This is a genomic window from Bradyrhizobium sp. BRP19 (assembly GCF_020194195.1).
Taxonomy (GTDB): Bacteria; Pseudomonadota; Alphaproteobacteria; order Rhizobiales; family Xanthobacteraceae; genus Bradyrhizobium; species Bradyrhizobium yuanmingense.
This window is the reverse complement of record NZ_JADYVZ010000008.1, coordinates 68,041-86,603: the sequence shown is the minus strand read 5'-3', so window position 1 is coordinate 86,603 and position 18,563 is coordinate 68,041. Positions and strand designations below refer to the sequence as shown.

Annotated in this window: 22 protein-coding genes; 12 read left to right on the top strand and 10 right to left on the bottom strand. The window is 59.9% G+C overall.

Going from position 1 to position 18,563, the window contains the following annotated elements; genetic code table 11:
• Nucleotides 1-228 precede the first annotated feature (228 nt).
• Nucleotides 229-639, top strand: a complete 411-nt coding sequence (locus I6F36_RS23570; RefSeq protein WP_225172383.1) for a hypothetical protein — start codon at nt 229-231, stop codon at nt 637-639.
• A gap of 755 nt (nt 640-1,394) precedes the next feature.
• Here the strand turns inward: I6F36_RS23570 and I6F36_RS23565 are convergent.
• Nucleotides 1,395-2,192 carry a class I SAM-dependent methyltransferase gene (locus tag I6F36_RS23565; protein ID WP_225143438.1) on the bottom strand — a complete coding sequence of 266 codons (798 nt, stop codon included), beginning with the start codon at nt 2,190-2,192 and terminating at the stop codon, nt 1,395-1,397.
• Between the two features lie 277 nt (nt 2,193-2,469).
• Here I6F36_RS23565 and I6F36_RS23560 point away from each other — a divergent pair, with 277 nt between their 5' ends.
• A complete protein-coding gene (locus tag I6F36_RS23560) occupies nt 2,470-4,071 on the top strand; it encodes a winged helix-turn-helix domain-containing tetratricopeptide repeat protein (RefSeq protein WP_225143437.1) in 1,602 nt (533 codons plus the stop codon).
• Nucleotides 4,072-4,261: 190 nt separating this feature from the next.
• On the opposite strand, the gene I6F36_RS23555 is transcribed toward I6F36_RS23560, so the two are convergent.
• From I6F36_RS23555 to I6F36_RS23540, 4 genes are all read right to left on the bottom strand, one after another.
• On the bottom strand, nt 4,262-4,663 hold the full coding sequence (locus tag I6F36_RS23555; RefSeq protein ID WP_225172273.1) for a hypothetical protein: 402 nt from the start codon (nt 4,661-4,663) through the stop codon (nt 4,262-4,264).
• A gap of 414 nt (nt 4,664-5,077) precedes the next feature.
• The gene (locus I6F36_RS23550; protein WP_225172272.1) at nt 5,078-5,314 is read right to left on the bottom strand and encodes a hypothetical protein; all 237 of its coding nucleotides are present in this window, start codon (nt 5,312-5,314) and stop codon (nt 5,078-5,080) included.
• Nucleotides 5,315-5,433: 119 nt separating this feature from the next.
• Entirely contained in the window at nt 5,434-5,739 is a 306-nt protein-coding gene (locus I6F36_RS23545; RefSeq protein WP_225143414.1) for an AlpA family transcriptional regulator, read from the bottom strand.
• A gap of 30 nt (nt 5,740-5,769) precedes the next feature.
• Nucleotides 5,770-6,258, bottom strand: a complete 489-nt coding sequence (locus tag I6F36_RS23540; protein WP_225143416.1) for a hypothetical protein — start codon at nt 6,256-6,258, stop codon at nt 5,770-5,772.
• Nucleotides 6,259-6,332: 74 nt separating this feature from the next.
• On the opposite strand from I6F36_RS23540, the gene I6F36_RS23535 reads away from it, so the two are divergent.
• The 7 genes from I6F36_RS23535 (at nt 6,333) to I6F36_RS23510 (ending at nt 11,388) form a co-directional block, all read left to right on the top strand.
• A complete protein-coding gene (locus tag I6F36_RS23535; protein ID WP_225143417.1) occupies nt 6,333-6,548 on the top strand; it encodes a helix-turn-helix domain-containing protein in 216 nt (71 codons plus the stop codon).
• A 46-nt stretch (nt 6,549-6,594) separates the two neighbouring features.
• Nucleotides 6,595-7,485: a toprim domain-containing protein gene (locus tag I6F36_RS23530; protein ID WP_225143418.1), complete on the top strand. Its 891-nt coding sequence runs from the start codon at nt 6,595-6,597 to the stop codon at nt 7,483-7,485.
• A complete protein-coding gene (locus I6F36_RS23525; RefSeq protein WP_225150428.1) occupies nt 7,482-9,299 on the top strand; it encodes a hypothetical protein in 1,818 nt (605 codons plus the stop codon). Before I6F36_RS23530 ends, I6F36_RS23525 begins: the two co-directional genes overlap by 4 nt.
• On the top strand, nt 9,296-9,787 hold the full coding sequence (locus I6F36_RS23520) for a hypothetical protein (protein ID WP_225143420.1): 492 nt from the start codon (nt 9,296-9,298) through the stop codon (nt 9,785-9,787). Before I6F36_RS23525 ends, I6F36_RS23520 begins: the two co-directional genes overlap by 4 nt.
• 54 nt (nt 9,788-9,841) lie before the next feature.
• The gene (locus I6F36_RS39710) at nt 9,842-9,970 is read left to right on the top strand and encodes a hypothetical protein (RefSeq protein ID WP_276573677.1); all 129 of its coding nucleotides are present in this window, start codon (nt 9,842-9,844) and stop codon (nt 9,968-9,970) included.
• Nucleotides 9,971-10,430: 460 nt separating this feature from the next.
• Entirely contained in the window at nt 10,431-10,991 is a 561-nt protein-coding gene (locus I6F36_RS23515; protein ID WP_225143421.1) for a hypothetical protein, read from the top strand.
• A 97-nt stretch (nt 10,992-11,088) separates the two neighbouring features.
• Nucleotides 11,089-11,388, top strand: coding sequence for a hypothetical protein (locus I6F36_RS23510; RefSeq protein ID WP_225150430.1), 300 nt, complete (start codon nt 11,089-11,091; stop codon nt 11,386-11,388).
• On the opposite strand, the gene I6F36_RS23505 is transcribed toward I6F36_RS23510, so the two are convergent.
• On the bottom strand, nt 11,366-12,064 hold the full coding sequence (locus I6F36_RS23505; protein ID WP_225172271.1) for a recombinase family protein: 699 nt from the start codon (nt 12,062-12,064) through the stop codon (nt 11,366-11,368). The two genes, I6F36_RS23510 and I6F36_RS23505, sit on opposite strands and share 23 nt — an antisense overlap.
• 793 nt (nt 12,065-12,857) lie before the next feature.
• On the opposite strand from I6F36_RS23505, the gene I6F36_RS23500 reads away from it, so the two are divergent.
• Complete coding sequence (locus tag I6F36_RS23500) at nt 12,858-13,100, top strand: hypothetical protein (RefSeq protein WP_225143424.1); 243 nt, start codon at nt 12,858-12,860, stop codon at nt 13,098-13,100.
• A gap of 1,037 nt (nt 13,101-14,137) precedes the next feature.
• Here I6F36_RS23500 and I6F36_RS23495 read toward each other — a convergent pair.
• Complete coding sequence (locus I6F36_RS23495; RefSeq protein WP_225156502.1) at nt 14,138-14,488, bottom strand: hypothetical protein; 351 nt, start codon at nt 14,486-14,488, stop codon at nt 14,138-14,140.
• A 19-nt stretch (nt 14,489-14,507) separates the two neighbouring features.
• Nucleotides 14,508-14,723: a hypothetical protein gene (locus tag I6F36_RS23490; protein ID WP_225143426.1), complete on the bottom strand. Its 216-nt coding sequence runs from the start codon at nt 14,721-14,723 to the stop codon at nt 14,508-14,510.
• A gap of 145 nt (nt 14,724-14,868) precedes the next feature.
• Here I6F36_RS23490 and I6F36_RS23485 point away from each other — a divergent pair, with 145 nt between their 5' ends.
• Nucleotides 14,869-15,108, top strand: a complete 240-nt coding sequence (locus I6F36_RS23485; RefSeq protein ID WP_225172270.1) for a PilZ domain-containing protein — start codon at nt 14,869-14,871, stop codon at nt 15,106-15,108.
• Nucleotides 15,109-15,338: 230 nt separating this feature from the next.
• On the opposite strand, the gene I6F36_RS23480 is transcribed toward I6F36_RS23485, so the two are convergent.
• Together I6F36_RS23480 and I6F36_RS23475 are read right to left on the bottom strand one after the other, a co-directional pair.
• Complete coding sequence (locus I6F36_RS23480; RefSeq protein ID WP_225172269.1) at nt 15,339-16,193, bottom strand: SDR family NAD(P)-dependent oxidoreductase; 855 nt, start codon at nt 16,191-16,193, stop codon at nt 15,339-15,341.
• Between the two features lie 270 nt (nt 16,194-16,463).
• Nucleotides 16,464-16,712 (bottom strand): DUF1127 domain-containing protein, encoded by a 249-nt coding sequence (locus tag I6F36_RS23475; RefSeq protein WP_225143432.1) that lies wholly within the window; start codon nt 16,710-16,712, stop codon nt 16,464-16,466.
• Nucleotides 16,713-16,884: 172 nt separating this feature from the next.
• On the opposite strand from I6F36_RS23475, the gene I6F36_RS23470 reads away from it, so the two are divergent.
• On the top strand, nt 16,885-18,444 hold the full coding sequence (locus I6F36_RS23470; protein ID WP_225172268.1) for a winged helix-turn-helix domain-containing tetratricopeptide repeat protein: 1,560 nt from the start codon (nt 16,885-16,887) through the stop codon (nt 18,442-18,444).
• Nucleotides 18,445-18,563: the final 119 nt, after the last annotated feature.

Below are 18,563 nucleotides of genomic sequence, written 5' to 3'. Positions count from 1 at the left end.
ACGGCGTCGGTTGATGCGTTGGTTCACGTAAACGCTTACGGCGGCCGAAAACGGCGCGGCTGTTCATTAACCGCTCAGGTTGGCTGGTTCAAGCTGGGTCTGATGGTTCGGGATTTACAATCGTTCAAAGCGTGGCAGATCGCCGCGATCATGAAACCATTTCAGTGGTTTGCGGATTATAGATCGTTTGCTTATGTTTCTTTGGGCGAGAACAGAGGAAATTCGAACATGAGTATTGGACCCGTGATTTCCGCAGCCGGCCGCAACACGATCGTGGGCGCGCTCGCTGGCCTCGCCCTGATTGCGGCTTCCGCATCCCCGTCCGCAGCGGCGTCGGCCGGGAGCCCGGAGGCCAAGTCGGCTGTCAAGGCGGTCGTTGCCGGCCAGGCTGCCTCCGACGTCACCGATTTCAGCTCGCACCGGCGGCGTTACTATCGACGCGGGCCGAATGCCGCGGGTCTCGCCTTCATGGGCATGGCCGCAGGTCTGATCGGAGGCGCGATCGCCGAGAGCCGCCGCCGCGAATACTATGAAAACCGCTATTATTATGGCTATGGCCCGCGTTACTACGGCGGCCCTGGTTACTACGGCGGTTCCGGCTACTACTACGATCCGGGCTATCGTTACGCACCGTACTGAGCGCTCCAGGTCTCGACGAGCTCAATCTCGTCTCTCGTAGCCCGGATGGAGCGCCAGCGTAATCCGGGGCTGCGCGCTCGGCATCTTGCGCTGTCCCGGATTACGCTGGCGCTCCATCCAGGCTACGGGACCGAGGTGTGTCGCGGCGCTGTCAACCCGCTCGCGCGAAAATATTCCGCTTTACCGAAATTCGGAAATATCGTATGTGTCGCCCATCCCGGCTCAATCTCGAGGGGCGATCATGAGGTCGTCATTGTCGCGAGCCGGGCTTGCGGTGGACGCGGCAGCGTCGTGTACGAGAGCTGAGGGCAGGGCGGATTGCTCTCCGTGAGCCCGAGGCTTCGTACGGACGAGCGGCGCTGTCAGGTTCGTCGCGCCGGCATTTCGATGGCAACGTGCACAACGCCGTCGAACCCTGCGGCGCCAACGAACCGCGCGTACGGCAAAACCGTGTGGTCCTGGCCGCAAGCGCTATTTGGTCATTCTCTGAAACTGCGGAAAAAGCATCAGTTTCAACGGCGTATGGGGCTTCCTAGCTGAGGGCGAGGCCTCTCGCCCAATTCACCGGGCCCCAATAGGCCCTAGTTTCACGCTTTGCAGAGCGGGGCGCTTTGTTGCGGCCGCGAACGCCTTGACGCTCGATGTCCGTTTAGCCGTTGAAAGCGGGAATCATTGGACGTAGGCCAAATGTCACCGAAGGGCCAAGTGCGGACATCACGCGGAATGTGCACGGCAGCAGCGGCCGACCACTTTCATCAGCGGCGTTGGCCGCTTGCGAACTGATATTGAACCTCGATTTCTACGGGCCCGCCTCTATCTCCGAGGCTGCGTTGCGTTTCCTGGCGAACAATATCGCGCACCGATTGAGGGAGTGTCAGATAGGCTTGTCCAGTCGGACCGTCGCCGCGTTCATACGGACCAAAGTAGGCGTCGAAAGATGGCATACTGAACCGGTGCGCCTGCCTCGTCAATTCGATGTTTTGGAATCCGGCCTTCTCGAACAACTGTCGCAGACGCGCCGGGTCACCCAATGAAAACATCCTCGCCGTTGCCTCGCGGATCGCTGGCGAGTGCTTGGCGATAGCTGTGTTGACGCTGCCGTTGTAGGTTCGTTCCGGCACGGTCGCAACGGAAACTGCTGCGCGTCCGCCCGGCCGAAGGACACGCAAGAACTCCGACAATCCGCGCGAGGGATGAGGGAAGAACATTAGCCCGAGACTGCAAATCAAAGCATCGAAGCTGCTATCGGCGAACGAGAGAGATTGGCCGTCCTCCACCGCGAAGGTGATATTTGCCGCCGCGCTCAGGCGCTGCCGCGCCTGTCCAACCATGGCTTCCGATACGTCGGCCGCAACGACGTGCCCTGTTGGTCCAACTACGAGCAAGGATTCTGCCGCTGCCAGTCCAGTGCCCGTTGCGATGTCGAGTACCTTCATGCCAGACGCAACACGTGCGGCACTCAGAAGGAACGGCAAAAAGTGGCGTGACACATGTGCAAACGCGCGATCATACCCAACCGCGGCCGCGTCGCCGTACGCGAACTCCTTTGCCATTGGCTCCCTCAAATTTACATTCAGTTTAGGTTCGGATCAGGGTTCACTTGATTGGCGGCAAGAATGAGCGGGCCTTCGTGACAATAACAGGGCAAGTCTGCCGCGTCGGCCTTGTGTCAAAATCGGTCCTGGCGGTCCCGCAGCGTCACTTCGGGTCCGCCCCGAACTGCTTGCCGCAAGATGCGCCTGCGCGCTCAACTGATGGCTTACATTTTCCTTACCGGCAGCTTATTCTTCGTGCTCAAGGGCTTCAGAGCCCCCCAGAAGGAATGGCAGCTTGCGTTATCTCTTTCAGGATTACGCACTGGACACCGACCGGCGCGAACTGCACCGCGCAACGAACACTGAGCGGCGCGAGCTGCGTCGAGGCGCCGACTTGATCCCCGTCTCGCCGCAGGTGTTCGACCTGCTCCATTACCTGATCCGCAACAGGGAACGCGTGGTCAGCAAGGACGAGATCATCAGCGCAATCTGGAACGGCCGCATTGTCTCGGATGCCGCGTTGACGACCCGCCTCAATGCCGCCCGGACCGCCATCGGCGACAGCGGGGAAAAGCAGCACTTGATCAAGACACTGCCGCGCAAGGGTTTTCGCTTCGTCGGCACGGTCCATGAAGATCAGTGGCGTGCGGTTGCCGCTACACATGGCAGTACCGACACGTCCCGCCTCGCCCCTGCACCTCGTCTTTCCATTGTGGTGCTGCCCTTCGCAAACATTGGGGGTGACAGCGAGCAGGACTATTTCGCCGACGGCGTGACGGAGAGCCTGAACACGGACCTGTCGCGCATCAGCGGTTCGTTCGTGATAGGCCGACACACCGCATTTGCCTACAAAGGCAAGCCGATCGATCTCAAACAGATCGGACGCGAATTGAACGTCCGCTATATCTTGCTGGGGTCGGTTCAGCGGGCCGGTCGCCGGCTTCGCGTCAACGTACAGCTGGTCAGCGCCGAAACGGGTAACCAACTTTGGGCAGAGCGGTTCGACAAGCTTTTCGTCGACCTTTTGGACCTGCAGGACGAAATCGTATCTCGGCTGGCCAACGCGCTGAATGCCGAACTGATTGCAGCCGAGGCGCGGCGAGCCGAGAGCACCGCAAACCCGGACGCGATAGATCTGTATTTCCGAGGCAGAGCCATCTTCAACCGGGGGCATACCCCTGAGCACCTCACGCAAGCACAGCGCTTCTTTGAACGTGCCCTGGCGCTCGATCCGGCCTGCTTGGAAGCCCTGGTCGGCAGAGCGGAGGTCGACGTGATTTTATCAGCGAATTTCATGACGGACGACGCGGCCCCTCGTCTCGCAGCGGCAGAAACGCTGTTGGGCAGGGCCTTGTCGTTGGCACCACAACACGCAATGGCGCACCTGCAGCTCGGTCTCGTTGAGATCAACACAAATCGAGCCTCGCATGGCATTGCTGCATGCGAGCGAGCGTTGGCACTGGACCGCAATCTGGCCGAGGCTCACGCGTGGATCGGTCTGGCGAAAATATACGTCGGCCGGGCGGAGGAAGCCGAGGCGCACATCCTTGAAGCGCTCCGGCTATCTCCTCGTGACATAAGAGCCTTCCGTTGGCTGATCGTCATTGGCGGAGCCAAATTGCACTTGGGTGCCGGCGAGGAAGCCGTGGTTTGGTTAAGGCGAAGCATCGAGGCCAATCGAAACAATCCGCTTTCGCACTTCTGGCTCGCCGACGCGTTGACGCGGATTGGCGAACTGGATGAAGCGAAGGCAACCGCGCAGGCAGCCCTAGCACTTGATCCGACCTTCACCATCCGCCGCTTGCGCGACACCGCGCCCAGTAACAATCCGACCTTCCTTGCCGGCCGCGAGCGATTTTACAGGGGTCTGCGCCTAGCCGGGGTGCCGGAAGGTTGATTGTCCGCTATGGGTCAAAGGCTGCCTTCGGCGTGACCACGATGGCTTTCCGCTCAGCGCTCGGAAGCAGACGCTGCGCGGCCGAGAGCGGTAGTCAACCACGGGCCAACAAATGACATGCGAAGGCCGCGCTAATCTAGCTTCGCAACGGCGTATAATCATACTTGCCGCGGCCGAACCGCGTCGTGAGCTAGCGGGCAAAAAGGATTGCCAGCACAAAGAGCATCCCTAGAAGTATAAGCCCAGCGGAGATGGCACCACTTTTGGGAGACGTTGAGGTTTGTGCAGCGCTCGGAGTGGACGTTTGGCTCGCAGGTTCGCGAGCATTCTCAAAATATTCTCGCTTGAGTTGCGTGAACTTTGGAGGATAACCCGTCCCACCGTGCGCAAAATAAGCTTCTTCAAAGTAGCGATCACAATGTTCCATGAGGCTACTCGTGTTGCCGCCGGCACTTACCCACGAGGATGCCCACGACATCATAATATGTGTGGGAATTAAGTGGTCCTGTGATTTTGTGATCAGGATGAGAACGGTATTCCAGTCGTTCTCAGTCTGCCAGAAGGCCTTCGCTATGGCGTCCCGATCGTCCATTTCCATCCCCCCGGCGGATAGTCAAATCTCTTACACGTCCGGCGAGAAATCAATCGCCGCCATCATCGCAGTTCGCGGCACTCAACCCGGTGCTCGCACAAGTAGCGGTTCTCTCTGAGCACCCGTTGATTTTTCCAAGGACATTGATCTGTCGCAACTAACTTTCGCGATCCCGATACAGCGTCCTGGCAGGAGGCAACGATGCAGCCTTGGATGTTGCATGTGCTGGCGTAGGCCATAGCGGCCTTGGGCTTGGCGGCCATCCTTTCCATGAGCTTCTAAGCTCGCCTCAGGTGTGGAGAGTGCGCCGCTGCCTCCATAATTCCGACCTACCCGCTGTCGACGAGCTTCTTGCTCTCGGCAATCGCGCGAGCCGCCTCGTTCGAGGAGGTCATCTTGCATCACGACACTGCCTCACGACTTCAGGATGACCTCGACCGAAGCGGATACCGTCAGAACCGCTGCGGCATGATTTCTCACCTCGACGAACATCTGGCCCATCTCTGCGCCAACATCGCTTTTAGCGCGGATGGCCTCGGCGAGTGCCCTTAGCGCCGCATCCCGTGCAGCATCAAGATCCGGCAATTCCTCACCAATATCGTCGAGGGTGAGTCCAGCGTCATCCCGAAAGTCGAAGTAATATCGAGGCATTTCCTCGGAACCCCGGAACTAGCGAAGCGTTCCTGGGCCTAATCGTCACCGCCCTGTCCACTCCCTTTGGGTTCGGCACCGATGTCCGCAGCGGGTCACAAGCACGCGACGCGCCATCTTCAGCGCGCTTCCGGTTTGCTCCCCACAGCCGAAGTCGCGCGCCGGCCCTTGCCCCGCGCGCGATGCGGATCGAATTCATCGACTGCGTTCTGCCAGGCGACAATCTGGTCCTCGTACCAGACTCGGCGGTTGGGGCTGATGTAAGTGGATTTCGGAAACCGGCCCGCCTTCTCCATGCGGTAAAGCGTGGTGCGGCTTACGGGGATGATCTCCAACACCTGCTGCTCGTTGAGCATGCGACGGGGGGCGCACTTCGAGGCCCCGGCAACGTTCATCTCGGTGGGCGCTGGCTTTGCTGCGGTCATTACGAACCTCCTCAAAGCCCGGTCCGCTACTCAGTCTTCGTTCTCTTCCTCGTTCCGCATCAATTGGCGAAAACGACTGATATCGAACTCGTCAGATCGCAAGCCGAGCGGTCTGACCCTCCGACGGTAGTTCCGGGCTATAGCGCGTCCGATCACCTCAGGAGGATCTTCGGGGCCGGCCTGCTGCTCTCGCGTACCCAAGCTGATCAATGGCTTCGCAGCGAGGTCGGACGGGCTGATGGGATAGCTCATCACCTGGTCGGCGATGGCCGCCATGAATGCAGACCGGGCACGCTCGTCGCCCCACCAAGTCGCGCCGAAATCGCGCATGGTCTCATGCGCCAAGAACAGGATCGCGTAGATCAAATCGAGCGTGTGGCCATCGCCCTGGATGTCGAATGACATCTCGAGGCGCTGTCGGATTTCCTCTGCGATCGACCGTTGGCTGAGAGCGCTGGAGCTATCGAGCTTTGCGCGGAGATCGTCACCGAGGGTGATTTTGAACTGCTGCTGCTTCAACGTGGTAGCCCTTGATATGATCAGATCTAGCCCTACAATAGTTGACACAAAGGGTCAACTCAACCAGACTGGATATGACGAATTCGGAAACCACGACGGCTTGGCGCGTCCTCGATCAGCGCTGGGACGGTCGCTCGACATTCACCGTCGAAGAGGCGGGATGCGAAATCCTGGGCCTGTCGAAGTGCAGTGCCTACGCCGCCGCGAACTCTGGCGAGTTGCCTGCCATCAGGGTGGGCCGCCGTTGGATCGTTCCGCGGCACGCCCTGGAACGAATGCTGAGCGGCTGACGAAGCGGGGGGTGAAAAGTGATCGGGCGCTAACGGGAGAGCGCATGTGAATTCTATTGAGCAGATCGCTTCAGCCTGCGGCGATGCCAAGCGGACGGCTCGCGGTTTCATGTGTCGCTGCCCTGCCCATGAGGAGAGGACTGGCAGTCTCTCGCTCGGATACGGCCGCGACGGGATCGTCCTGGTCCATTGCTTCGGCGGCTGCAGCCAGAAGTCAGTTATTGATGCGCTCAAGCGCCTCGGCGTGTGGCCGGGGCCGCACGTCGTCGCGCCCCGCAATGTGTCGAGAACGCCGGTGTCGAAAGATGCCAGCGTTTGCAGCTCTGCTTCGTGGGCAGCTGGGATTTGGAACGCCTCGACTTGCGCAAGGGGCTCGCTGGTTGAGACCTATCTGCGGCGGCGTGGGCTCACGGTGTCAATCCCCTCGGCCATTCGGTTTCACCCTGGTCTGCGGCACCCGGAAGGGTCGAGCTGGCCGGCGATGGTTGCTTTGGTGTCCAACGCACTCGGCGGGGCTCCGACTGCTATTCACCGCACGTTCCTCTCGCCCGATGGCACCTCCAAGGCTCCCCTCGAATCGACCAAGATGATGTTGGGCCCGTGCCGCGGCGGGGTTGTGCGCCTTGGTGGTTTGGGCAACGTCTTGTTGGTTGGCGAAGGGATTGAGACCTGCCTCTCAGCGCTGCAGGCGACGGGACACCGGACGTGGGCGGCGCTTTCGACCTCAGGCCTGCGCACGCTCGCTCTGCCTGCTGACGAGCGGGACATTGTTATTCTTGCAGACGCCGATCGGGCAGGAGAGGCGGCGGCAAACGACGCGGCGTACCGCTGGGTGCTCGAAGGGCGTCGCGTCCGGATTGCTAGGCCGCCGCCGGGGCTGGATTTTAACGACCTGCTCGCCGATCGTGCGCACAGTTTGATGGAGCTGGCGACGTGACTTCTGCAAGCGAAATCGCCACGCTGATCGGATCCGCCGAAGAGATCTGCATTGCCTCCGGGACCAAGGGTGCAAAGCCGCGCCTTTTGGTCGAGAACTGTAGCCCTGATCTGACCGTCACCGCAATTCGCGATGCGATCGCCGCTGCCGGCGGTCTGTTCGAACGTGGCGTTCCTGTTCGTCTCGCGTTCGACCAGGCTCAGCGCGGGGCGGTCGCCCAGGTCATGACGCCGGAGGCGTTGGTTCTGAAGGCGCACACGATTTCCCGGCCGTACATGAAAAAAGAACGGCGGGACGGCACGATTGTGGAAATTGATGCTCGTCTGCCGCGTTCTCTGGCCGTCATGTATCTCGATTGGCGGGGTGAATGGCGGCTGCCGCCCCTGAACGGGATTGCTTCGGCGCCGCTGTTGCGGGAGCACGGTGAGATCAACAGCACGGAGGGATATGACGCCACCACAGGCATGTGGTGCGAGAACGTGCCAAACATCCATCTCTCCGTCCCCCTGAAACCCAGTCGGGATGATGCAGCGGCTGCGTTGCAGTACGTCCGCGAGACGTTCAAGACGTTCTGCTTTGCCGATGCCGAAACAATCGAGACGGCGCCCGGTGGTGTCGTGACGGTCGACATCTCCAAGCCGCCGGGACGAGACGAATCTGCCTTCCTGGCAGCCTTGCTCACCGCAATCTGTCGTCCCAGCCTGCATCTCGCTCCCGGTGTGCTCTTCCGCGCGGCGCCCGTGTCGGGCGCGGGTGCCGGCAAGGGTCTGCTTGCCCGTTGCATCTGCCTCATTGCCTTTGGGCGGGAGCCGCATGCCGTCACGGCCGGAGCAAACGCAGAAGAGCTCGAGAAGCGGATCTCGGCGGAGCTGATGGAAGGCAGCCCGGCCTTGTTCCTCGACAACCTCAACAACATGGCCTTCAAATCCGATCTGCTTGCGAGCGTCATCACGGAGAGGCCGGCCCGCGTGCGACTGCTTGGTAAGTCGCAGATGGTGCCGCTGAACGCATCCGCATTCGTCATCCTGACCGGTAACGGGCTGACCGTTTCTGAGGATTTGGCTCGCCGGTTCGTGACGGTCGAGTTCGACGCGCGCACCGAGGATCCGGAGCTGCGGCCCTTCTCAACGGACATCCGGCTTGAGGTGACGCAGCGGCGCACGGAGCTGCTGGCAGCGGCGCTTACGATCTGGCGCTGGGGTCGGACGGCGGGCGGCATCGAGCCGGGCTTGCCGATTGGGAGTTTCGCACAATGGGGCCGGTGGGTGCGCGATCCGCTGCTCGCTTTGGGCTGCCAGGATCCCGTCACCCGGATTGGTGAAGCAAAGCAGCGGGACGGACGCCGTCAGGTCCTGGCGGATGTGTTCGCGATCTGGTGGGACAAGCATCAGCATCATCCCGTGACTGTCCGCCAGCTGCATGACGAGGTTCGCCAGGCTTTGGATCCGCAAGGGCGCGGCCGCCAGTACCTCGCATCACAAGTCGAGAAGTTGTCGGGCACGCGCATGGCCGGCTTTGTCCTTACCCGGCAGGCAGCCGTCGGCAAGTGGGGCTCGGCTACGTATGCGCTCACGAAAACGGACAGCGCGGAAAACCATAGGGACCATAGGGGGCATAGGGACGCCCAGCTGCCGCGTGAGTTCGAGGTGGGCGCCGATACCGCCTATGCCCCCTATGGTCCCTATGCTTCTGGCGCCAACGCGACTTTGTTGGATTGCAATGCCGAAGTCTCGGAGTGTGCGCCGAACTCGGATGCAGTCGCTGATCGCCAGTCTGAGCCGGCAAGCTCGCATGGGTGGAGTGCGCGGTTATGAGCGCGGCGGAAGCTCTCAAGGCGGCCGTTGCCGCAGGCATTCGCCTAGTCCTCGACGGGGAGGATCTCTTGCTGACCGCAGCCGAGGCACCTCCGGATGAGGTGCTCAGCGCGCTTTCCCGCCACAAGCCTGAGATCGTCACGCTGCTGCGGTCGACCGATGACCGTTGGTCGGAGGTGGATTGGCTGGCCTTCTTCGACGAGCGGGCGGGCATCGCCGAGTTTGATGGTGGAATGGAGCGTCAGGATGCTGAGGCGCGCGCTCTTGAATGTTGCGTCGTCGAATGGCTAAACTGCAATCCGGTCTGCTCTCCGCCCGGACGGTGTCTGCACTGCGGCGGCGGCGAAGCCGTACTTGATGAACTGGTGCCATTCGGTACGGAGCCGAGTGGTCACGTCTGGTTGCATTCAAGGTGCTGGGTAGCGTGGCATGGCAACCGGAAAGCTATGGCCGCCGCTGTTCTCTCGGCCATTCTGAGGGGCGGATGATGCGATAGCGGGAGCGACATCGATGCAAACAGGCATTATGAAGGACTCCGGGATTTGTTCGCGGGCTTCGTCGTGGCAATCAAGCTGGATCAGCTCCGCGTCGACGCCTTGGCCCTGGAGGCCTTTCCGGACGACTACTCGGACAGCACGTGGAGCAACTGGCGCCGCTGCCACCTCGATTGATTCAGCCTGCTGCTCTCGACCGTGCATCTGATCCGGCCCGCCACCTTGCAAAGGCTGACGTGGATCGCGATCAATTATGATCTCAAATTCGTGGGCGAGCGGCTGCTCGACGTACTCGGCGCGGCTTCGGCCCAGTCGGTTCCCCGGGAGACGTTGCCACCGCTGAACTCTTGCTCAAGATGTTGATCCAGGACGTTTCCGGCCGGTCCGAGGGTAGATCCATCGCATAGGACGATCGCACCCTGGTGAAGCGTTGGCTGCGCGAGACCGATCCGCTTCATAGCGCTCGAGATCAGGAATGCGGCTACGGGCCGTACCTGGGCGGGTACACCGCTTCGTAACTGCCTGGGAGATCGGCTTGAAGAGGGGCATTGCAGTAACCAGGACTGGGTGTCTCGCCGGTGAAGACGCAGCGTGCGCGCGCCACGGCGTGACCACGCTAACCACTGACAGGTGATGCATGCCGGAAGTTCAAGTGTCTGCTGGTAACCAGCATGTTCTGCTCCAAATGCCAGATGAGCCCGACTGCCACTTCGTTGCAGCGTGGCTGATAAAGGCAGCTGAGGCTCAGGCCTTCTGGTCTGAAATACTGGATAGACCGAACGGTGCCCATCGGCTGGGACTGCTTCATGCGGATGGCATTCCCAACCTCGCTGCCGCTGCCCTGGAACTCCTTGGCGAGCTTGAGCACCACCTTCACGTGGTTTCTCTCGATCTTTATCCTGACGAAAGCGGTATTTTTTACCGGGAGTTCGCGCTGCTCGTGCAGCTCGGCTTCTTCGCTCGCGAAGATCAAGGCTATCGGATTGCCTTGCCGGAACAGGTTGTCTTCGGGGCAGTTCTAACGGCTGCCCTGGAGGTAGCATCCGTCATGGGCGATATGGAAGAGGGCCTTGACCTGCTCCAGCCCGAGGTCGGGCTGACCACGCTATCCGGTGAGGAGGCCGAGACGTTGCGGGTCAGGCTTTTGGCGACGCGGCAGTTCAGCGCCGAAGGCCGGAGGTCGGGGCGCCTGCAGTGATTCAGCATTCCTGTAGTTTCAATGCAGATCTTGGCGTAAGATCAGCTGACTGTGAATTGCGATAGTGGCGGGATGCATGGGACGCCCAATCGGAAGTGTGAACAAGGAAAAGCCGTTCAACGACGCACTCCGGATTGCGTTGCGGAGTCGTCCCCTGGCGCTGCGCAGGGTGGCGGACCAGTTGCTGGACAAGGCGGAGCAGGGCAACCTCGCCTATATCCGGGAGCTCGTTGACAGGCTGGATGGCAAGGCTGTGCAGGTCGTCGATCGCCAGGACGTTCCCATTCATGAGCTCAGTGATGTCGAACTGTATCGCATCGCTGCCGGTGGCGGACTGAACCCGGACACGATGCTGCTGCTGCCGCCGGCAAAGGTTAGGCCGGACGATCCGAGCTGAGGCGGTTCTCGTCTGAGAAGTGCAGGCGACTGAGCAGCCTGATCACCTGAGTAGCCTGCCACTTGCCACCCTTCGGCGTCGTCACGCCTCGACCATTCAGGATTACTGAGATCCGCTTGGCGGGAAGATCCCGGAGCGGCTCAATAATTGACCGGAAATGCTCGGCATTCAGGTCTGCTTCCGCCTTGCGGGCTTGTCCGATTGAAGAATTGCCGAGCACCTGGCCGCGGGCCTTGGCGGCTGCCAGCGCCTCCCGAGTGCGCTGAGCGATCCTCTCGCGCTCTTTCTCGGCCACAGCAGCGTGGATGTGCAGCATGAACGGGTCCACGTCAGGCCCCAGTTCGGTGACGATGAAGGGGATACGCTGCACCATCAGGCCGCTGATGAAATGCACGTCGCGGCTCAACCGGTCCAGTTTTGCAATGACGATCGGGGCTGCACCTGACTTGCCACCGCGTCCAATCTTGCGAGCGTGCTTCATAGCTGCAGCGAGTTCGGGACGACGCTCCAACGCATCAGCGCCCTTGCCAGTCTCCACCTCGCGGTATTCAGCCTCGATGCTGTAGCCGTGCTGTCCGCAGAAGGATCGAATGGCGGATTGCTGTGCTTCGAGGCCCAAGCCACTACGACCTTGCTTCGGCTTCGACACACGAATGTAGGAAACGGCGGAGCGCATAGAATATTCATCCTCCCTGAATTTACAGACAGTCGAGCGTCTATCTGTAAACACAGAGAATCTAGCGAGCGATGTCGTATTCCGAATCCCCTACATTAGACTAATCGGAATTTTACGTGACGCTTAGTACGCGCACGAAAGCGCACGTTCATCATGCGTCGCCAAGTGATGAGACCGGGCTATATTTCCTGGCGGAGGGGGTGGGGAGGGAAAACTTGGTCTCCAAGCATGCTTACTTGGCTCGGTCCCATCGCCTCCACTTGCCGTAGCTTCATCGGGAGCCTCTCGCGAGATTATCGTTGTCCGAGCGTTCCACGTGAAATATCGCGCAACCGGTGCTTCCTCTGCGCCGTAGATACCGTTCGGCTCTCAATGCAATCGTTCTGGTCAGAGCGGCAGTCGTTCATTCTCAGGCAAGCGATGGTGTCGAAGAATATTCCTCGCTAAGCATCTCGGGTTTCGAGGTTGCCAAGTCCAGTCCGAGCGAACCAAGCCGGGGCGGGGCGGAATAACGCCCTTGGCCGTTGCTTCATCGAGCCCGGTTGCCTTAGCGTCTGCTATTGACGGCAGACCAGACACTCGGCTGATCCACGTCCACAGCCGTTGTGACCCTTAGCGGACATCTAGGCGACGACCGCGATCACCGCCAGAAGCTGTGCAGGGTCCTTGCTGTGCGGCCCGAGAGCCGAACTCCTTTTGATTGCAACTTTTTCCCTATTGCAATGTTGGTGAGCTTGAGATGCCGCGGCGGCTCGCGGCTCCCAGCCCATCATTCTCTGGAGGAGGCATTGACATGAAGTGGGTTTACATCGCCGGCTTTCTGGCAGGGGCCATCGCTTTGAGCCCTGCTTCGGCGATGCCCGTCGCTAAGCCGGACGCCCTGGGTGCGACCCAAACTGGCACTATCGAGATCAAGGGCGGTCACGGACGCGGCGGTGGCCACGGATGGGGTCATCGCGGAGGTCGTGGTCATCATTACGGCTGGGGTCGAGGCCGCGGCCATCACTATGGCTGGCTGCACCGTCACCGCTGGTAAGACGGAGGCTTATGGTTGCAAAACTATCATTTGTTAACCATGAGCATGAGCCGCCAAGTTGAGGCATGGACTCATCTCGCGATTCGAAGAAATCGAGACTATTGACCCTGCTCGCGAGAAAAAGGGCCACTGCAGCCCGGGTCGCAAAGGTACTGGGGCGACGAGTTGGGGCAGTGCGTAGGCAAGCTCGCGCTCAAGGCATCCTTATCTACAAAAGTTAGGTTGGGCTGACCGCCCAGCGCGCCCATGCCCGAAGGGGGCCCCACGTCGCTTCGAGGGCTTATCAAAATGGCGACCAATGAGGAAATGCTGACAATCAGCGCTCTGTGTGGCGAGCTAGCAAAGATATTTTCGGGAGAAATCAGTGCCCGGAATCTGCCGCTTCTAAAAACAGAGCTGCTTGTCCGGCTCCGCGATCTCGCCCGGTCCTGGCCCGAACGCGATTTGCGGAACCCGCGTACTTGACTGCGTATCGCGAGAGCCTTGAGACCCTCAAGCTGCAGAAGCCGGACACTTCCTGAGCCCTTTCCCATGCAGAGCGATATAAACTTACTGCCTTGGTATCTTTTGATACTTTGCACTCGGTAGAATATTGCTACTGTTTCCCGAACAGGGATGCAGGCAGTGGAACGGTTGAAGGATTCGCTGGGCCATCTAGAAGCCCCCATCTGCCCCAACTGCAACGTCGGCATGAGATGGTTTCGATCCGAACTGGTGCAAGATGATGCACAGTCGCTGATCGCTCACCTCTTCGTTTGCCCTAATTGCAAACGGGCTCAGCGGCAAGACACCATCGTTACGCCGGTTGGCGCCCCTCCCAAAAAGCTGTTGAGCCCGCGCTTACGGGTGGTTGGATGATTCAGCCACGGTGGTTTGCGCTGCTGGCCCGTAGTTGACCCGAACGGTGATGCTCGCTGAGGGCCGTTTCTGGACCCTGAGCGGACTTTGCCGCTTCATTCAAAACTGAGCGTTCGCCGACCTCAAACGTAGGCATATTTGGCCTACGCTCATGCGAATAGCAAGTCTTGGGCCGCGATTCATTCGCCGCTTGATCGTTCCTGCGGCTGCGTCTGAGCGTGCTCGTCCTCGACGGCGCGGAGCAGGGCGGCAAGGCTAGAATATTCCACGCCATCGCGGGTGTAGCGGTTGAGGCGCTCGACATAGCGGGCCGATCCGTCGGGCCTGCCGCGCCAGCTGAACAGCAGCACGGCGCTATTGTGTTGGCGCAGAACGTGGCCGGCGCCATTACCGAAATACTTGCACATGGCGTGGCGCTTCATGGCCGCGCCTCCAGCTTCGCCCAACGCGTCCATTCCCGGATGAGCGTCCGAGAGGGGAACGTTGCTATTGTAGGCGAAGAGAGATCCGGCCAAGGTGAACAGCTTCACACTTCACGGTTTTCTGACGCTATTCGCCTAGCGCATTTCGAGTTCGCTGATTGCCTGCGCTGTCTTTGATCCCGCTTTGAGCGATTTTAATGATTGTCTTCGCCACCAATTCCGTGAGCGGATCGTCACGATCCTTAACGCAGAGTGTGCGTAAGGTTTGCTCGTAAGCCTTTGTAATGCAGGCAATCTGCTTCGGTGCCAAATCGTCGGTTTGCAAATGCAGGTAGATGGCCATGTCTCGCCCTCCAGCACGCCTGAGGTCGCACGATATCATGGAACCGGCGCTTAGCGGGAGCTGGCCGTTATTCGTTCTATACGCAAAGTGGTATGCCCTACGAGAAGCCTAATCCACATTTTAGAAATCAGTGGGAGCTTCCATCATGCAGGATCGATCCCCCCAGCGCCGTCGCATTCTCAAGGCCGGGCAAACTGTGTTCGGCTCACCGGCCGTTGATTGCATCGTTCGCGATATCTCCGCGACGGGTGCCCGCATCCAAGCGCGGGGCCCGCTTTGGTTTCCTGACAGCTTCGTGCTCGCGATAACCTCGGATGGCACTTCGAGGCGTTGCCATATTGTTTGGCGAAAGGACGGCCAGATCGGCGTAGCTTTCGACGAGTAAGGCGCCCTTCTGCTAGAGGCCCCTTGCTTCCGAATGTGGCCGATTGGCCCATCGCCGCCGCATCACACAGCCGAGGATATGTCGGCTGTCAGGGGTAGACCGCACCTAACGTAAACCGGGCCAAAACGTCGCGACTGACCCGGAGCGGACATGGCGTGATGACCGACAGAATCGTCTCAGCGCCATGACCACATAAAAAAGACCGATAAGGTAGGAGAAATTCTGCGCATTCAACGCTTCGGGGTGCGCCCGCGAATATGGTCAAAGCCTTGCTTGATTCCGGCGAAGCGCGCTTCGACCATCGGCTCAAATTCGAGGTCGGTGAAGATATAGGGCCAGTCGTTTTCGATGCCTTCGCGGACGAGTTCGCCGACATAGAGGGGGTCGATACCTTGAGCGACGCGTTCCCGGATCTGGTCGATCCGTTCGGCAATCGGGCCCGAAGTTGGCGGGGCACGGACTGCCCCGACGAAGCGCTTGGGGAGGTTGCGGCCTGAGTTCATGATTTGAGTGCGGACGTACCCAGGACACAGCACCGATACGCCAATTCCGCGGGGCGCGAGCTCTTGCCGCAGCCCCTCGGACAGCGCGACAACGCCATACTTTGAAACGTTGTATGCAGTGCTCGCTCCTGAAATGAGGCCTGCGAGCGACGCTGTGGAGACGATATGTCCGCCCTCGCCATGCTGCTCGATCAACGGCCCGAAGATCTCGATCCCCCAAATGGTAGCCATCAAGTTGACGCCCAAGGTCCAATTCCACGACGCATCGGTCCAGGTGCCGTAGGGCCCACCGCCGGCGACGCCTGCGTTATTGACGAGAATATGGACCTTGCCGTAGCGGGCGGTCGTGGCTTCTGCCGCAGCCGCGAGTTCGGCTTTGAGTGAGACGTCTGCCTTCACGCCGTCGACATCGACGTTAGTGAGCCGCAGTTGCTCGAGCGCTGCGGACAGCGCCGCCTCTTCGATATCGCAAAGCATCACTTTCGCCCCAGCCTGGGCGAAAGCGGTCGCGATCCCCAATCCAATGCCCGACGCTGCACCGGTCACGAATGCTGTCTTTCCCGCCACTTCCTTCACGCGCATTCTCCTCCCGGCGAGCGGACACGCTCCCCTTACAACGCTAAGTTTTAGCTGAAGCTCACCGCACTTTCAACGAATCGGAAGCATGCGGGATGTTCGTTTTTGGAACGTGGCTGATCCCAGCCCAGACCGCAGCGACGTGCGCTCCCAAGAGACGAACCGACTAAGGGCGTGCGGGCTCCCCGAGGGCAGCCGTTGACCCATACCGGAAGTCGAGACCCGCTCGGATGTGTGAATCTGGTCGTCAACTCCGGCCAACCGGTCCACGCCGGATTAGGGGATCATCCCGCTCCCGATACCTCGCGGATCGATATCTCGGTTCGAAACAACGTGATCGATCTCGCCGCGCGTAGTGCCGATGTCTATCAACTCCCTATCACTTAGGCCGGACAAGGCGGAGCGCAATTTCAGACAATCGCGCCGCTCCTGAAAGGCATCCCGGTATTTCCGAATGAGACGAGAGGTGTAACGTGTCGATGCGGACGTCCTTTCCAGCCAGGTCGTGCTGTAGGTCGTGCTCATTGCGATGTCTCCCTCGGACGGTGTTTTCCACCCGCGCAGGGTGCCAGGAGATCGGCAGGCGTGCTTGACGCGCAGCTTACATTTTCCTCACCGGCAGCTTATTCTTGCCGTTTCCACCGTGGCTAAAGCGCTGACTTGTGACCGCGACCTCTGATCTAGGGAATTTTATAGCTTGCGTTATTTCTTCGAGGACTACGCATTGGATCCCGACCGTCGCGAGCTATCTCGCGGCGCCAATGTTGTCCCCGTGGCACCGCAGGTCTTTGACCTGCTAGAGTACCTTATCCGCAACCGGGAGCGCGTCGTCAGTAAAGACGACCTCATTAGTGCCATTTGGAATCGGCGCAGCGGGTCGGATGCAGCGTTGACGACCCGCCTCAATGTCGCCCGGAGCGCGGTTGGTGACACAGGGGAGGAACAGCGCCTCATCAAGACGTTGCCGCGGAAGGGCTTCCGTTTCATCGGGCCAGTGCGAGAAGAAGGGGGTGATAGCCGGGCAGTCACTGACAACAGGGTAAAACCAGAGAAACTTACACTCGCGCTCCCCGATAAACCCTCTATTGCCGTACTGCCGTTTGAGAACATGAGCGGCGATCCCGAGCAGGACTACTTTGCAGACGGAATGGTGGAAGAGATCACTACTGCTCTTTCGCGGTTCAAATGGTTGTTCGTGATCGCGCGCAATTCGAGCTTCACATTCAAAGGCAAAGCTGTAGACCTCAAGGAGGTCGGACGCAGGCTTGGCGTGCGCTATGTCCTTCAAGGATCTGTGCGCAAGGCGGCGGGGAAAGTTCGCATCGCAGGGCAGTTGATTGACGCGATTACAGCGGCGCACATCTGGGCGGACAGGTTCGAGCGCGACCTGACGGATGTTTTCGCTCTGCAGGACGAAGTCACGGTCGCGGTTATCTCAGCCATTCAGCCAAAGTTGCTTCAAACGGAAATAGGATTGGCGGTGCGGAGGCGACCGGAGAATCTCACCGCCTATGACTTCTATCTCCGTGCTATGCAGCAGTATTACCTGACAACCCGCGAAGGTTTGGCCGAGGCGATCAGGCTGGCGCATAGAGCTTTAAAGCTAGACCCTTGGTTCGGCTTTGTCGCGGCACTCGCAGCTACCTGTCACTTGCGAAACATCCTGTGGGGCTATGCAGTCGATCCTCAGTTCGACAGGAAGGAAGCAATTCGGCTTCTTCGTTGGGCTTTGAATATTGACGATGATGATCCAGATACGCTGGCGCTGGCTGCGGCGACATCAGCCTTCATGGTCGGCGACTGCGAAAGTGAGATTGAATTGGTTGACCGGGCGGTTGCGCTCAACCCAAATTCCTTTGTGGTATGGAGTTGCAGAGGCCAAGTCTACAGAATAGCAGGACTGTACGAGGAAGCGATCCGCAGCTTTGAACGGGCCATTCGCATGAGCCCGGTAGATCCGCGGCTACACCTGCTGTTTGCTGGGATGGGGAGTGCCCTTGTTGAGCTTCGTCGATTTGATGCGGCCATCGCCGCAGGGAAGAAGGCCCTTCGTCAGAACCCCTCCGATCTGGTGGCTTACCGCTATCTAGCATCCGCTTTTGCTCATCTCGGACGTGAGGCCGAGGCCCGTCAGGCGGCGGCGAATGTGCTTGCGGTTGATCCTGCCTTTACAATCTCAGCATTCATCGCGCGGGGCGGGCAGTCAAACGCGAAGCTGTTGGTCGAAGGACTTCGCAAGGCCGGGTTGCCAGAGTAAGCTCATGATCGCCTGTGCAGACGAGGTGATCGAGCGCGAGACGCAATGTGCAATTGGCCCGGGCGGACTGAGCGCCTTGAGCGCACGATGTCTGCTTCCCGAACAGCTCTAGCAAGCTG

Bases quoted from the DNA above. Each gene is read 5' to 3' on its own strand.
- I6F36_RS23570 (WP_225172383.1), top strand. From the start codon at position 229: ATGAGTATTGGACCCGTGATTTCCGCAGCCGGCCGCAACACGATCGTG.
- I6F36_RS23565 (WP_225143438.1), bottom strand. From the start codon at position 2,192: ATGGCAAAGGAGTTCGCGTACGGCGACGCGGCCGCGGTTGGGTATGAT.
- I6F36_RS23555 (WP_225172273.1), bottom strand. From the start codon at position 4,663: ATGGACGATCGGGACGCCATAGCGAAGGCCTTCTGGCAGACTGAGAAC.
- I6F36_RS23550 (WP_225172272.1), bottom strand. From the start codon at position 5,314: ATGCCTCGATATTACTTCGACTTTCGGGATGACGCTGGACTCACCCTC.
- I6F36_RS23545 (WP_225143414.1), bottom strand. From the start codon at position 5,739: ATGACCGCAGCAAAGCCAGCGCCCACCGAGATGAACGTTGCCGGGGCC.
- I6F36_RS23535 (WP_225143417.1), top strand. From the start codon at position 6,333: ATGACGAATTCGGAAACCACGACGGCTTGGCGCGTCCTCGATCAGCGC.
- I6F36_RS23520 (WP_225143420.1), top strand. From the start codon at position 9,296: ATGAGCGCGGCGGAAGCTCTCAAGGCGGCCGTTGCCGCAGGCATTCGC.
- I6F36_RS23515 (WP_225143421.1), top strand. From the start codon at position 10,431: ATGCCGGAAGTTCAAGTGTCTGCTGGTAACCAGCATGTTCTGCTCCAA.
- I6F36_RS23505 (WP_225172271.1), bottom strand. From the start codon at position 12,064: ATGCGCTCCGCCGTTTCCTACATTCGTGTGTCGAAGCCGAAGCAAGGT.
- I6F36_RS23500 (WP_225143424.1), top strand. From the start codon at position 12,858: ATGAAGTGGGTTTACATCGCCGGCTTTCTGGCAGGGGCCATCGCTTTG.
- I6F36_RS23490 (WP_225143426.1), bottom strand. From the start codon at position 14,723: ATGGCCATCTACCTGCATTTGCAAACCGACGATTTGGCACCGAAGCAG.
- I6F36_RS23485 (WP_225172270.1), top strand. From the start codon at position 14,869: ATGCAGGATCGATCCCCCCAGCGCCGTCGCATTCTCAAGGCCGGGCAA.
- I6F36_RS23480 (WP_225172269.1), bottom strand. From the start codon at position 16,193: ATGCGCGTGAAGGAAGTGGCGGGAAAGACAGCATTCGTGACCGGTGCA.
- I6F36_RS23475 (WP_225143432.1), bottom strand. From the start codon at position 16,712: ATGAGCACGACCTACAGCACGACCTGGCTGGAAAGGACGTCCGCATCG.